This window comes from Comamonas sp. wu1-DMT (genome assembly GCF_040187805.1).
Taxonomy (GTDB): Bacteria; Pseudomonadota; Gammaproteobacteria; order Burkholderiales; family Burkholderiaceae_C; genus Comamonas; species Comamonas thiooxydans.
In genome coordinates, this window is the sequence record NZ_JBANEM010000001.1 from 625,403 (window position 1) to 638,802 (window position 13,400).

Sequence of the window (13,400 nt, forward strand, 5' to 3'; positions counted from 1 at the left end):
TACCTGTTTGGGCCCCGGCCCGGTGTTAGGAAAACGACTTACGCAGATTCGGATCAGGCATGGCGCTCCATGCCTGTCGTGCTTTCCTGTTTGCGTCAGTCCCAAGGAATTCAATGCATGTGGCCCTTCAGTCTGTTCAAGAAACTCAGCCAGGACCCGGCCGTGGGTCAGCCCCGGGGCGACTATATCGGCTGCTATCTGCTGGGCACGCATACCAGCGGGCGCGACGATGACATCAGCTATATCTCGCTGGCCACCACGCGCGAGCAGCTTGAGCTGGATGCGCGCCAGTATCTGCAGGAGTTCCTGGAGCAGCATCCGCAGTTGACCGAAGCAGAGCGCCTTGCCCTGCAGGATCTGCTGGAGCACTGGAATACGCGCGCCGATGCCCACCTGGCCCAGGACGGCGGCAAGCCCGGCCAGCCCCTGGCCGTGCAGGGCGGCAGCGAGCTGTTCCTACGCACCGGCATGCGGGCGCGCAAAAAGGAAAAAGGCGTTTATCTGGAATAGGCGCCGGGGCGGCGGCTGCCCGACGCCTGCCGCTACTGAGTGAAGTTCATGTCAAAGCCGGCTTCGGTCAAGCGCACCTCGCCGCCTGCTTTTTGCAGCCAGCCCCTCGCGACGGCCCAGTCCAGCGCAGACTGACGCTCGCCGTCGAAGATGCCATGCTTTTGCAGGTCGGCAGCAAGCGCTTTCTCGCTCATTCCTTCACCGGCACGCAAGCTTTGCTCCACCACCAGGATGTAGACCATCTTGTAGGCTGCGATCTGAATGCTCTGCTCTGTCATGTTCACAAGTCCTTGTTCTTGAATGAAGGGAAAGCCGGATGCCCGCCAGGCTCCAGGCCTTGCGCCCTGGCCTGCGGCTTGTGTTTTATGCCGCGGGCCATACCCACTCTGGCAGTGAGTTTGTAGCCATCTCTCTAGTATTTCCGATGCGTTTCCTCTGCTTGCCGGCTCCGCAACCATGGCGCCGGCACTTCAGTTTCAGAACTGTGTTTCAGGGAGGTCATCATGGCTCGCCACACGCCCATAGAACGCTATCGCAATATCGGCATCTCCGCGCATATCGATGCCGGCAAGACCACCACCACCGAGCGCATACTGTTCTATACCGGGGTCAACCACAAGCTGGGCGAAGTCCATGACGGCGCTGCCACCATGGACTGGATGGAGCAGGAGCAGGAACGCGGTATCACCATCACATCGGCAGCCACCACGGCCTTCTGGTCGGGCATGGAACACAATTTCCCGGCCCATCGCATCAACATCATCGACACCCCTGGCCACGTGGACTTCACCATCGAGGTCGAGCGTTCCATGCGCGTTCTCGACGGCGCAGTCATGGTCTACGACTCCGTGGGCGGCGTGCAACCACAGTCGGAGACCGTCTGGCGCCAGGCCAACAAGTACAAGGTGCCGCGCCTGGCCTTCGTCAACAAGATGGACCGCGTGGGCGCCGATTTCTTTCGTGTGCGCCAGATGATGGTGGACCGCCTCAAGGCCCATCCGGTTCCCATCGTCATCCCCATCGGAGCCGAAGCCGATTTTCATGGTCTGGTCGACCTCATCAAGATGAAAGCCATCTTCTGGGACGACGAGTCGCAGGGGGTGAAGTTCGAGTACCAGGAGATCCCCGCTGCGCTTCTGGCCAGCGCACAGGAATGGCGCCAGAAAATGGTGGAGGCCGCTGCCGAGGCCAATGAAGTCCTGACCGAGAAATACCTGGACAGCGGCGACCTCGATGCCGAGGACATCATCACCGGCCTGCGCCTGCGCACCATCGCCACCGAAATTCAGCCCATGCTCTGCGGCTCGGCCTTCAAGAACCGGGGCGTGCAGCGCCTGCTCGATGCGATTGTCGAGCTCATGCCCTCGCCGCTCGATGTTCCTGCCATCGAAGGGCATAGCGAGGACGACAGCGCCAGCACCACGCTGATACGCCATGCCAGCGATGATGAGAGATTCGCCGCCCTGGCCTTCAAGCTCATGACCGACCCCTTCGTGGGCCAGTTGACCTTTGTACGCGTTTACTCGGGCGTATTGACCAAGGGCGATCTGGTCTACAACCCGACCCGGGGTAAAAAGGAGCGCATAGGCCGTATCGTGCAGATGCATGCCAATGCACGCCAGGAGATCGACGAAATCCGCGCCGGCGACATTGCGGCCTGCGTGGGCCTCAAGGACGTGAGCACGGGCGAGACGCTGTGCGATCCGCAAGCGCCCATCGTGCTCGAAAAAATCTCCTTCCCCGAACCCGTGATCGCCCAGGCCGTGGAACCTAGGAGCAAGGCCGACCAGGAAAAAATGGGCCTGGCACTGGCGCGCCTCGCGGCCGAAGACCCGTCCTTCAGAGTCAGCACCGACGAGGAATCGGGCCAGACCATCATTGCCGGCATGGGCGAGTTGCACCTGGAAATCATCGTTGACCGCATGAAACGGGAATTCAATGTGGCCGCCAATGTGGGCAAGCCCCAGGTGGCCTACCGCGAAACCATTCGCAAAACAGTCAACGATGTGGACGGCAAGTTCGTGCGCCAGTCCGGTGGCAAAGGCCAGTACGGCCATGTGGTGCTGAGCGTGGAGCCGCTGGAATCGGGCAAGGGCTTTGAATTTGTCGATGAAATCAAGGGCGGCGTGATTCCGCGCGAGTTCATTCCTGCCGTGGAAAAAGGCCTGCGTGAAGCCATGAACTCGGGCGTTCTGGCCGGCTACCCCGTGGTCGATGTGCGGGTGCGGCTGACCTTCGGCTCCTACCACGATGTGGACTCCTCGGAGCAGGCCTTCCGCATGGCCGCCATCCTGGGCTTCAAGGAAGCCTGCAAGAAAGCCGACCCTGTGATTCTGGAGCCCATCATGGCCGTCGAGGTGGAGACGCCCGAGGAATACGCAGGCGCCGTGATGGGCAATCTGTCCTCGCGCCGCGGCGCCGTGCAGGGCATGGACGATATCGCAGGCGACGGCAAGACCATCAGGGCCGAGGTACCGCTATCGGAAATGTTCGGCTATGCCACGCATCTGCGCTCCATGACTCAGGGCCGCGCCACCTACACCATGGAGTTCAAGCGCTACGCACAGGCCCCCCAGCAGGCAGTAGCCGCAGCGACCGCGACGACCGGTCACCGAAAACAGGGCTAGGCGGATCCAGGCAACTTTGCCGCGGCTCGGCGGCAGAGTTGCCGGGCGGGTTCAGACAGACGACTCAGGCCGCATGCAGCCACTGCATGGCCATGGCATCTTCGGTAAAGGGGAAATGCCTGACCTCGGCATGCGTGATATGCCTGCCGACAAACTCGGCCATGCCCGCCAGATGACTGTCGGTCACCAGAGCGATCTGCTCCACCTGATGGCGATGATCTCTGACAAAGCCCATATGGGCGCTGAAGCCGGCCCAGTTTTCCCAGCCGGGAAAGTCCTTGGACTGAATCATCACCCCATGCAGTTTGGGATGCTCGGCCAGGAATTCGTCCACATCCTGGCTGACGCCGTCGAAATCCTGCTCGGTCAGGGGCCCATGGGGCTCCAGCAGCAAGATGCCTTCGGGTTTCATGAGGGAGTAATTGAGCATATGCAACTCCTGCAGCGAAACTTCACTGTACGCCTGCGCTCGCGGGAATGCAGCCCTAGACAGCACCCGCAGCACAGGTTTTCCTCGGCTCTTGCCGCCGCTCTGTACGGACTTGCTGAAACGCGACTGATTCGCCTACTGGCAGCCCATGGCCCGGCTCAGGCTCTGCATCTGCTCGCCCAGCGCGGCACGCAGATCGGCGCGCATGGCATCGCGTGTCAGCAGTTCTTCGGCATAAAGTGCCGCCCAGTCAATCCCCACGCCCAGCACCACACCAGCGACCGCTCCCGCCACCGCCCCCGCGGCCGTGCCGACACCAGGAACGACAGAGCCCACGACCGCACCGGCTACCGCTGCCCCGGCCTTGCCCAGACCCTGCTTGGCAGCGGCCTTGGCCAGCACCTTGCTGGCGGCCTTCATCGAGGCCTTGGCCATGGCTTTGCCCGCGACGGCTGCGGCAAAAGCACCGCCCCCCGTGCCCACCAGGGCACTGGCCGTCAGCCGCTGGCGTGCATCGCCCAGCAGCTCCAACGCAGGCAGACTGGCAACCTCGGCACGCACCAGACATTGCTCGGGACTCAGGGCCAGATGATGACGCGTCAGGGTTTCCTCGATGCGCTGCTGGCCCTCGGCCAGAGCAGCGCCGCTGGTCAGTGCCTGCTTCTGCAGAGTCTGCACCCAGCCCTCCAGCCCTGGCGTGGCTCCCAGGGTTTCGCTCAGCTTGTTCTGCAGAAACTGGCTCACATCGCCCGTGAGCAGACTGAGGATGCGGCCCCACTCCGCCCCCAGACTGAAATACCAGTCCAGATAGCGCTCGACGGCGGCATCCAGCTGCCGGTTCATCTGCGGGATGCTCTGGCACAGGGCCTGCCCGGCCTGGGCCCGCCCCAGCAGTTGCAGGACCTGCTGACGTGTGGCGTTCAGCGTGCCGAGGCGATAGAGTTGCTGCCCGATGCGCTCGCACTCGGGCAGACGCTTGAGCGCCAGCGGGCTCTCCTGCGCACGCGCCAGACCGTCAAGGGCGGCCGTGGTCTGCACCAGAATGCCCAGCACCAGCACGGCAACCAGGGCCAGCAAAGGAGCGGCCGGCGAAGGCGCGGCATTGCGCACTGCCCCCGAAGGCCTGGCCTGCAGCAGCAGCGCCGAGGAAGCCGATGCCCCCTGCATGGCGCGCCCCAGGCACAGCAACACGCCTACCGGGCCGAACAGCGCCAGCAGCAACAGGCGCAGCACGGGCAACTGAGGCAGGTCGGCCATGGCGCCACTCGCCAGTTGCACGGCCAGCAGGGCATCCAGCCCCCAGCGCACCAGCCCCGAGGGCGCTGCGTGAATCTGGGCCAGCGCATGATTCAATGCCTCGGGCTCCATGCCTGGGGCCAGCCCCCGCCCCAGATCCTGCTGGCTGGCCATGGCACAGAGCCAGCTGCCGCCCCAAAGCACCAACAGCAGCCAGGTGGCAGCGCGCTGAGCCCAGGCCCAGGCAAAGGCCGGCGATGAAAACTCTCGCTTCAGGCCCGCCTGCATGCCACAGGCCAGCAAGACATAAAGCAAGGGTGCCAGCGCCAGCAGCGCCCATTCCCAGGGCGCCAGAAACCAGGCCTGCCAGAGTGAGCTGGTGCACAGCAGCAAGGCCAGTGCCAATGCCTTGCAGGCCGGCCACCAACCGCCGCCAAGCCAGCGGCCGATATGCCCCTGCGGCGCGAACTGCAAGCGCAGCAGCTTTTTGCGCAGCATCAGGAGCAGCCAATGCCCCCAGGCTGGCAACAGCACCAGCAACAGGACTGCGAACAGCCAGCCCCAGGGCGGCAAGCGCGTCAGCAGATGGGAAAAGCCGGCCAGGGCCGCCAGCCACAGCCAGCCCAGCAGTACCGCACGCAGCAGAGTCCGCGGCCGGGTCGGCCCAAGCTTGGTCGCTGGCGCGCCAGCACGGTTCATGGTTCGCGGCTCTTGCCCGCTGCCCCACGGCCTGCAGCAGCAATCCCCCTGGCGATGCGCGCGTTGTAGACCGTGAGGCGGCTCAGGCCCAGTTGCCCGGCAATCTTGGCGTCGGATGCGGTGCCGAGCAAAGCCACAGCCTCGTTGCTCCAGTCGAAAGCGCTGCTGGCAGCAGCTCCTGTCACCGAGTCAATACCGAGCTCGGTGCGCTTGGCCACCACGCTGGCCTTGCTGATGCCCAGCTGCTTCGCCACCTCGGCGTCCGCTTCCCGGCCCAGCAGAGCCAGCGCTGGCTGTGTCCACTGGAAATGCCCGAAGGCGGGAATGCCCAGCGCATTGCGCTTGAGGTTGACCGTCTTGGCCGATGTGCCCCAGCGCTGGGCCAGCACGGCGTCTTTTTCCTGGCCCAGCAGGGCCAGCATTTCCTCGGTCCACGGCAGTGCAGCCTTGCCCATGCGTGCGTCCTTCCAGATCTCAAAAATACAAGCCAGATTGGCATTCAGCCCATATGCAGCCTACGTTAACAGCTATTAAAACTGAATCTTCTTAGGCACATACACGAGGCGCAGGCCATGCTGGCGGCTCAACCTCAGCGGCAGTCTGTCGTCAGACATGTCCCCAGTAGATCAGCGCATCCCGGCCTTCCACAGACAGCGATACCTGTGCGCCCACGGGCAGCAGCACCTTGGTGGGCACATGGCCGAAGGGCAGGCCTTGCAGCACGGGACGCTTGAGCTGCATGCGCAGCCAGTCGACAACGGTCTGCAGCTTGAAGCCCTTGTCGTGGGTGGTGAGCTTGAAATCGGTGAACTGGCCAAAGATGATGGCTTTTTGCTTTTGCAGCACGCCCGCCAGCAGCAGCTGCGTCAGCATGCGCTCGATCTTGTAGGGGTGCTCGCCCACGTCTTCGATGAACAGAATGCCGCCGTCGACCTGCGGGAAGTAAGGCGTGCCCAGCAAGGACACCAGCACCGCCAGGTTGCCGCCCCACAAGGTGGCCCCGCCAGGAACATAGAAGTCCTTGAGTTGCGGCTTGCCATTGGGCAGCTCGCCAATCCTGGGCATCTGCCAGCCCGCGCCCTCGCCCTGGCCGCTGAGCAGGTCCTCGAAGCAGTCCAGCATGATGTCGTCCACGGGCTCGCCGGTCTTTTTGCTGTCCACACCGAAGTCGGCGTTAAGCGCGGGACCCGCCCAGGTGACCGAACCGGTCTGTGCCAGCATGGCCAGCTGAAAAGCCGTGAAGTCGCTGAGGCCGACAAACTTGGTACCGCCCGCAATCGCCTTCGCCACGGTCTTGTACTTGATGCCCGGCAGGATGCGCGTGAGACCGTAGCCGCCGCGCGAAATCAGCGCCACATCGGCTCCGCTGGCCGCTGCACGGTGGATAGCAGCCAGACGGGTAGCGTCGTCACCCGCAAAGCGCTGGCTGCTGGCCAGCGCATCGGCATCGACCTCCACCTCGTGGCCCAGGGCCTCCAGCTGCTTGATGCCGCGTTTGAAGGCTGCCTTGTCGCGCACCGCCCCCGAGGGCGAATAGATATAGACATGCTTGCCGCCATGGCTGTGATCATGGCCGCAGCAGCTGCCATCGGCGCTATGCACATGGTCGTGATGATCGTGGTGACCGTGCTCATGGCTGCAGTGCTCGTCATGCACATGAGCCTGGTGGACCAACTCCTGCCCGTGCGAGTGGGCGTGGTGGGGATCTTGCTGCTGGGGCGCTGTAGTGGATCCAGGGGATTTGCGCGAGGTTGCCAAAGCCTTTTCATGCGACCGTCGGCCGCATGCTCCGTGAAAAGTGGGTGAATCCGCAGATTCAGAAGTTCATACGACTTCCGCAAAACAGGTTCAGGCCGGGCGACTGCCTCAGAAGGCGAGCCCTTGTTGCATTCTTGTTTGCGTAAGTCCTAGTTCAGATTCTTGCTCCGCCGGTCTGACCGATCGGGCTACGGCGCAAAGTATTCCACAGCCGCTGCACCACCGCCCTGCTGTGCTGCAGGAACCGGAGCGCCAGGCCGGGTTTGCCGCCAGACCCCGGCCTGCACCGCCAGTTGCGGAACGGCCTGCAGCCAGGCTGCCTGCCATTGCGCAGCAGACACGGGCTGCTGCGTGGCTGCGGGCTGCAGCCACAGCCTGCCGGCCTGCGCCCATTGCTGCAGCAGATCGGCGGGCGGCGCAGCCAGCTCGGTCTGCAGACGCGGCCAGGCCTTGAGCGCGGCCCGATGGCCGGGCTGCGCAAACGGTGCATTCCAGGCGCGGTCCTCTTCGGCATTGCTGCACCCTTCCAATTCGGCCATGGCCCTGGCCACATCCCAGCCGGGCTTGCGCGCTGCCTGCTCAAACCATTGCCGACGCGGCTCTGGCTGCGCATTCAGCGGCCAGGTATCGATCAGCCACGCGCCGGCAAAGCGCTCTGGCAGGGCTTGCGCTGCAGCCAGACCCAGGCGGCCGCCATCGCCCTGCCCGACCAGGACCAGCCGCCGCAGGTTGAGCGCTTCGATCAGCTCGGTGATGACCTGCAAATGCCACTGCGCGCTGTGTCGTTTGTCTTTCTTGGGCTGGTCGCTGCGCCCGAACCCTGGCAGATCGGGCACCACCACACGATAACCGGCGGCCAGCAAATCGGGTAGCAGATGCCGAAAGCCATAGCCCCAGCCCGGGCTGCCATGCAGGCACAGCCAGGTCAGTGCTGCATCCTCAGGCCCTTCATCGACCACCGCCAGACGCAGGCCCTGCAGCGCCGGCAGGTCGCTGCGCCACTGCGGCCGCCAGGGCCAGGCGGGCAGGTCGGCAAACGCCTCATCGGCATTGCGCAGCGCCCAGTCCCTGAGCGGGTGCGGCTGCTGCGCTTTTTTTTTCCTGGCGTCGCTGCTGGAAGAACTCGGCCATCAGCGCCGAGCATTGCGCGGCCAGCACGCCACGCAGCACCCGCGTCTGGTGATTGATGGCGGGGTAGTCGAAGACATCGAGCACCGAACCTGCCGCACCGGTCCTGGGTTCGGCCGCACCATAGACCACGGCATCCACACGCGCATGCAGCATGGCACCGCTGCACATGGTGCAGGGCTCCAGCGTCACATACAGCGTGCAGCCCTCAAGCCGGTAATTGCCCAGAGTCCGAGCCGCTTCGCGCAGGGCCAGCACCTCGGCATGGGCCGTTGGGTCCTGGGCAGAGAGCGGGCTGTTATGACCGCGGCCTATGACCTGCCCGTCCTTGACGACCACAGCCCCCACCGGCACCTCGCCACAGGCGGCGGCGCGGCGCGCCTGCTCCAGCGCCTGGTGCATGAAGTGCTCGTGCACGGAAGCATCAAAATCCATAGCTATATGCACCTGACAGACAAAGGCTTGACGGATATTCCTTCAAGAAACACCGATACCGCTCAATGACCGCTGATCACCAGTTCCTTGCGCTCGCCGGAGTCATAGCCGTAGAGCGTGACCCGCGGGCTTTGCAACTCGCCCTGCGAATCAAAGGCAATCGTGCCCGTCACCCCCTCGTAGCGCATCTGGCGCAAGCGGGGCAGATAAGCCTCGGCCTGGGCTGAATCGGCACTCAGCATGGCCTTGGCCAGCACCATGGTCGCGTCATACGCGTAAGGGCTGTAGACCTGATACTGGCCGGGAAAATGCTGATCGTACTTCTGCTTCCAGAGCAGACCGCCGGGCATATTGCCCAGGGAGCTGCCGCTCATCACGCAAACCACGTTCTTGAGCGCCGGCACCTTGTCGGCCATGGCAGGCAGGCGCTCCGAACATTGCGCATCGCCGCCCAGGAACTTCACCTGATTCATGGCCAGCTGCGACATCTGGCGCAGCATGAGACCGGCCTGTGCATCGAGCCCGCCGAAGAAGATCGCATCGGGCTTGCGGCCTTTGATGGCGGTCAGGATGGACGAGAACTGAGTGGCCTTGTCGCTGGTGTACTGCTTGTCGACGATCTGCACATCGCGCTCGGCCGCTGCGGCTTCAAACAGCTTGACGATGCCTTGCCCATAGGCCGTGCGATCGTCCACGATCGCGATGCGTTTGACGCCCTGATGCTTGACGGCATAGTCCAGCAGGGCATTGACCATGGCCCGGTCATTGGCGATGACGCGGAAGGTGTCGTCATAGCCTGCCTCGGTAATCGCGGGGTTGGTGGCTGCGGGCGTGATATTGGGAATACCGCAGTCGTTGTAGATCTTGGCCGCCGGCAAGGTTGTGCCCGACTGAAGATGCCCCACCACCGCCGCCACCTTCTTGTCGCAGAAGCGACGTGCCAGCGCCGTGGCCTGACCGGGGTCGCCCACATCGTCGCCGGCCTCCAGCTTCCAGTGCACGGGACGGCCGCCCAGTTGCAGCTTGCGGGCGTTGAGCTCGTCAATCGCCATGCGCACGCCGTTCTCCTCATCCTTGCCCAGGGCTGCGATGGGACCGGAGACCGGGCCGCCATGGGCAATGCGCACCACCAGAGGCTTTTCCGCATCCGCAGCGTAAGCGGACGACAGGGATGCGGCGACCAGGGCCAGGCTCAGGGCAGACGAGGTGCGAACACAGCGGCGCTGGGCCGAGCGATCAGTCATGGACATGCTTTCTCCTTGATGAAGCGGAAGGCTGTGGCACGCAAGCCTACGCCAGGCCAAAGCCTCAAGCGTAGCGGCAAAGCCTGCGATACCAGCTCGATGTGCAAGCGAAGGGGCAAACCCTGGAGTCTAAGGACCAGAACTCCATTGGAGCAATTGCTAGCAAGCCCGAGCAGGCCCGACTCTTCCTGCGTTGAGCACAGACTCCGGCTGCTGGGGATATTTCGGATTTCGGCTGAAGCTGCCGACCATGCTCTTGCACCATCGCCGACTCGACTCAGCGCCTTGATTGTGCCGCGTTGACAGGGATGGTGCACGCTGCGCCGGACTTTCCTGGCTGCAGGGAAAGCCTTTTTTTTGAAGGCCGGCAAGTTCACCACGGCCACAGACACCCCCAGACCGTGCAAGCCCGACCTCCGCGACGACAACCAAGGATCTGTGACCTGCCTGCACGGTGTGAGCAGGTCCCGTGGTGGGAGCATGGCCACGCGCAATCTATCGGGCCAGCACCTGATTCAGCGCATAAATCGATTGCGCCAGCGCGCGAATATCAGCCTGCTGATACAGTCTTTCCAGCCAGTGCGCAGGAATGCCTCTGCGCCCCCAGAACGCCCCCGCGATCTGGCCGGCAATGGCCGCTGTGGTGTCGGCATCGTCACCCAGATTGGCTGCCTCCAGAACGACGGCTTCAAAGCTCTCAAGCCTGTCAAAACACCACAAAGCTGCTTCCAGACTGTGCACCACATAGCCCGAGCTCTGGATCTGCTCGCGGCTTTTGCCGCGCCAGCTGCCTTGTGCAATCTCGGCAATGCGTGGGCTGCCAAACGGCAGCGCGGCCAGATCCAGCACCTGCGCCTTGTTGGCGCCCAGCAGGGCACGGCTTAATGCCACGGCAAACAGACGGCAGGCATCCAGGCACTCCGCAGCCGCGTGCGTGGTGCGAGAGCTCAGCGCCGCCCGCTCCTGCACCTCTTGCTCGTCATGGGCATACGCCATGGCCACCGGGGCCAGCCGCATCAGCGAGCCATTGCCGGCGCTGCGCGCATCTTCGCTTCCCGCCAGCGCATTGCCGGTGCGTAGGTATTGCTGTATCGCCTCGCGTGTTGCCATGCCGATATCAAAGCAGTGCCCGGTGGAGCTCCAGTAACCCCACTGATACCAGTTGGCGTAGCGCGTCATCTGGTCCCCGGAGTCGCAACCTTCCTTGACGACCAGGCTCTCGGCCAGGCACAAAGCCATGGACGTGTCATCCGTCCATTGTCCGGCCCTCAGTGAAAACGGCCCGCCCCCCACCATATCGGTCAGCGGCGCAAAGCTGCCGCGCGTCCGAAACTCCAGCGTCGTGCCCACGGCATCGCCGCAGGCCAGGCCCAGCAGAGCGCCTTCAAAACGGTCCAGCGTGCTCATTGTCCGCCCCTCAGCTGCGCACGCGCGGCCATCAGCGCGAAACCCAGCAGGTTCTGTCCGCGCCATTTGCGCGGCTGCTCGGCGTCGGGATTGGCCGCGCCCATGCCGATGCCCCAGATGCGGTCGCGCGGACTGGCCTCGACCAGTACACGCTCACCAGTTCTCAGCAGAAACTCCCCCATGGCCGGGTTCTGCGAGAACTTGGCCACACTGGCGCGCACCACGATATCGAAGCACTCCGCCTTCCAGCGTGCCTCGTCAAAATTTCGCACGCTGCGCCCTATCTGCTTGGCACTGGCCGGAGACGGCGCAGCCAGCACCTGAGCGCGCGCCTCTTCATCCCCGAACAGCCGCGCCTTGGCTGCCATCATGAAATGCTCTGCCGTGGCAAAGCGGTCTCCTTCGACGGTGAATGGAGCAGGAAACCACTGGCTCAGGCAGCCTTTTCCCGCTGAGCCATTCTTCTCGGGCTGATGGCCCCAGAAGCAAAGGTATTTGGGGCGGTAGCCTTGGTCGAGCTGGGCCACCAGATCGGGTACGGATCGAATTTCGTAATCTCGGTTCATGTCTGTTCTTCTTGATAATGGTTCAGCCACCAACGGGAGAAGCCCGCCAGCGTGGCGTGAGTGGAGTCAATGGCCTGCAGACCCGGCCCGGTATTGGGCGACCCGCCTTGCTCGCGCAGCACCAGTGCCTTGTGAATCCTCTCGCCCACGCCTTCGAAATACGGCAGAAAGTCATCGACAAATGCCAAGGGCTGCAACTGGGCCAGGGCTTGAGCCTTGGGGCTGAGGCCCGGATCAGTACGGCTGCTGATGGCGATCACACGCGATATGGGAAAGCCCAGCTTGCGCAGATTGGTCTGCCGAGCCTCGGCGAACTGCGGCTTGATCGCCGACACACAGACCAGCTCGTAACCGGCGGCGCACAGCTGCTCGCAAGCCTGTAGCGCTCCTGCAATCGCGGGAATACCGGACCAGAACTGCGCATCAAAACTGGCGCGAAAACGGTTCAGAGCCTCGCCCTGCAAGTTGGCGACCCCCCCATCGCTCCATGGCCCAGTAGGCGTCAGGCTGCTTCAACACCGGACGCTCGCCAAACACCCGCTCCCAGGCTGAGGCATAGGCGAGGTTGTAGTCCAGCAGCACGCCATCTGCGTCGATAGCTATGATTTTTGAAACTTTCATGACGGTAGCTTCAGCAGATACCGGGCCGGGACGACATCGGTCAGCCACACGCCGTTGTCGGAGCGGTAGAACACATGGCCCTCGCCCTGCATACGCGCGGCGTCCACCTGCAGCAAGGCCAGCTTGCCGTGACGACTGCCGACCTGAGCAGCCACTGCCTGGCTTTCCGACAAGTGGACATGATGGCGTGACTGCCGGTTCAGGCCCTCATGAAAGATCGCATCCAGAAAACGCGTGGCCGTGCCGTGGTAGAGCACTGCAGGAGGGCGTCTTGCCTCAAGACCCAGTTCGACCTTGATGGAGTGGCCCTGATTGGCGCGTATGCGCTTGCCATCTGCGCTGAAGGAATAGCGTTGCTTGTTGTTATTGGCCACCATGATCTGCAAATCCTCCAGACTGGTGGGTCGGCCGGAGCGCGCCAGACAGGCCAGCAGTTCATCGGTGTGGGCCCAACCCGCATCGTCGAGTTTGAGGCCTATGGTCTCGGGACTGTGTCTCAGCACCAGGCTGAGGAACTTGCTGCGTGCGGTGGTGTTTTGATTTTTCATTTTCTTGTTCTCTATGTTTGAAGCTGTCGACCTGGCTCATGACAGGTTCTAGCGCTGCCGAGGCCCGACCTGGGCGTACTTTCCGCGGTGCCACAGCCTGGTTGCAAACCCGGACCCGGCTTTGTCGGCATTCGTCTGCATGCTTGGACTGTGCTCCAGCTACAGATATAAGTTGTATTGAACAACTTGTG

The 13,400-nt window shown here is 63.4% G+C and carries 11 protein-coding genes and 2 pseudogenes; 2 read left to right on the top strand and 11 right to left on the bottom strand.

The genetic code is table 11. The annotated features are described in order from the left end of the window. Positions 1 to 117 precede the first annotated feature (117 nt). Entirely contained in the window at positions 118 to 510 is a 393-nt protein-coding gene (locus V8Z78_RS02880; RefSeq protein ID WP_034393061.1) for a hypothetical protein, read from the top strand. A 32-nt stretch (positions 511 to 542) separates the two neighbouring features. Here the strand turns inward: V8Z78_RS02880 and V8Z78_RS02885 are convergent, their stop codons facing one another. Next, on the bottom strand, positions 543 to 788 hold the full coding sequence (locus tag V8Z78_RS02885; RefSeq protein ID WP_349730852.1) for a hypothetical protein: 246 nt from the start codon (positions 786 to 788) through the stop codon (positions 543 to 545). Positions 789 to 1,013: 225 nt separating this feature from the next. On the opposite strand from V8Z78_RS02885, the gene fusA reads away from it, so the two are divergent. After that, on the top strand, positions 1,014 to 3,137 hold the full coding sequence (gene fusA, locus V8Z78_RS02890; RefSeq protein WP_046460740.1) for an elongation factor G: 2,124 nt from the start codon (positions 1,014 to 1,016) through the stop codon (positions 3,135 to 3,137). A gap of 64 nt (positions 3,138 to 3,201) precedes the next feature. Here the strand turns inward: fusA and V8Z78_RS02895 are convergent, their stop codons facing one another. The 10 genes and pseudogenes from V8Z78_RS02895 to V8Z78_RS02945 form a co-directional block, all read right to left on the bottom strand. Further along, positions 3,202 to 3,567, bottom strand: a complete 366-nt coding sequence (locus V8Z78_RS02895) for a SpoIIAA family protein (RefSeq protein ID WP_003063270.1) — start codon at positions 3,565 to 3,567, stop codon at positions 3,202 to 3,204. Between the two features lie 135 nt (positions 3,568 to 3,702). Continuing rightward, the gene (locus tag V8Z78_RS02900; RefSeq protein ID WP_349730853.1) at positions 3,703 to 5,502 is read right to left on the bottom strand and encodes a hypothetical protein; all 1,800 of its coding nucleotides are present in this window, start codon (positions 5,500 to 5,502) and stop codon (positions 3,703 to 3,705) included. After that, positions 5,499 to 5,957 carry a hypothetical protein gene (locus tag V8Z78_RS02905; protein WP_202787234.1) on the bottom strand — a complete coding sequence of 153 codons (459 nt, stop codon included), beginning with the start codon at positions 5,955 to 5,957 and terminating at the stop codon, positions 5,499 to 5,501. Before V8Z78_RS02905 ends, V8Z78_RS02900 begins: the two co-directional genes overlap by 4 nt. A 151-nt stretch (positions 5,958 to 6,108) precedes the next feature. Next, positions 6,109 to 7,158: an LD-carboxypeptidase gene (locus V8Z78_RS02910; RefSeq protein WP_003063276.1), complete on the bottom strand. Its 1,050-nt coding sequence runs from the start codon at positions 7,156 to 7,158 to the stop codon at positions 6,109 to 6,111. Between the two features lie 290 nt (positions 7,159 to 7,448). Continuing rightward, a pseudogene (tadA, locus tag V8Z78_RS27110) lies at positions 7,449 to 8,823 on the bottom strand (tRNA adenosine(34) deaminase TadA). 62 nt (positions 8,824 to 8,885) lie between these two features. Continuing rightward, complete coding sequence (locus V8Z78_RS02925) at positions 8,886 to 10,073, bottom strand: branched-chain amino acid ABC transporter substrate-binding protein (protein ID WP_179626010.1); 1,188 nt, start codon at positions 10,071 to 10,073, stop codon at positions 8,886 to 8,888. A gap of 489 nt (positions 10,074 to 10,562) precedes the next feature. After that, positions 10,563 to 11,474 carry an ADP-ribosylglycohydrolase family protein gene (locus tag V8Z78_RS02930; protein WP_349730856.1) on the bottom strand — a complete coding sequence of 304 codons (912 nt, stop codon included), beginning with the start codon at positions 11,472 to 11,474 and terminating at the stop codon, positions 10,563 to 10,565. Beyond that, positions 11,471 to 12,040 carry a riboflavin biosynthesis intermediates N-glycosidase gene (ybiA, locus tag V8Z78_RS02935; RefSeq protein WP_003063282.1) on the bottom strand — a complete coding sequence of 190 codons (570 nt, stop codon included), beginning with the start codon at positions 12,038 to 12,040 and terminating at the stop codon, positions 11,471 to 11,473. The genes V8Z78_RS02930 and ybiA overlap by 4 nt, the downstream gene beginning before the upstream one ends. Next, positions 12,037 to 12,661 (bottom strand): annotated as a pseudogene (locus V8Z78_RS02940) (HAD family hydrolase). Before V8Z78_RS02940 ends, ybiA begins: the two are co-directional and overlap by 4 nt. After that, the gene (locus V8Z78_RS02945; RefSeq protein WP_003063285.1) at positions 12,658 to 13,209 is read right to left on the bottom strand and encodes an RNA 2'-phosphotransferase; all 552 of its coding nucleotides are present in this window, start codon (positions 13,207 to 13,209) and stop codon (positions 12,658 to 12,660) included. Before V8Z78_RS02945 ends, V8Z78_RS02940 begins: the two are co-directional and overlap by 4 nt. Positions 13,210 to 13,400 lie beyond the last annotated feature (191 nt).

What these genes read in the sequence shown, in the direction of transcription:
- V8Z78_RS02880 (WP_034393061.1), top strand. Translation starts at nt 118, where the DNA reads ATGTGGCCCTTCAGTCTGTTCAAGAAACTCAGCCAGGACCCGGCCGTG.
- V8Z78_RS02885 (WP_349730852.1), bottom strand. Translation starts at nt 788, where the DNA reads ATGACAGAGCAGAGCATTCAGATCGCAGCCTACAAGATGGTCTACATC.
- fusA (WP_046460740.1), top strand. Translation starts at nt 1,014, where the DNA reads ATGGCTCGCCACACGCCCATAGAACGCTATCGCAATATCGGCATCTCC.
- V8Z78_RS02895 (WP_003063270.1), bottom strand. Translation starts at nt 3,567, where the DNA reads ATGCTCAATTACTCCCTCATGAAACCCGAAGGCATCTTGCTGCTGGAG.
- V8Z78_RS02900 (WP_349730853.1), bottom strand. Translation starts at nt 5,502, where the DNA reads ATGAACCGTGCTGGCGCGCCAGCGACCAAGCTTGGGCCGACCCGGCCG.
- V8Z78_RS02905 (WP_202787234.1), bottom strand. Translation starts at nt 5,957, where the DNA reads ATGGGCAAGGCTGCACTGCCGTGGACCGAGGAAATGCTGGCCCTGCTG.
- V8Z78_RS02925 (WP_179626010.1), bottom strand. Translation starts at nt 10,073, where the DNA reads ATGTCCATGACTGATCGCTCGGCCCAGCGCCGCTGTGTTCGCACCTCG.
- V8Z78_RS02930 (WP_349730856.1), bottom strand. Translation starts at nt 11,474, where the DNA reads ATGAGCACGCTGGACCGTTTTGAAGGCGCTCTGCTGGGCCTGGCCTGC.
- ybiA (WP_003063282.1), bottom strand. Translation starts at nt 12,040, where the DNA reads ATGAACCGAGATTACGAAATTCGATCCGTACCCGATCTGGTGGCCCAG.
- V8Z78_RS02945 (WP_003063285.1), bottom strand. Translation starts at nt 13,209, where the DNA reads ATGAAAAATCAAAACACCACCGCACGCAGCAAGTTCCTCAGCCTGGTG.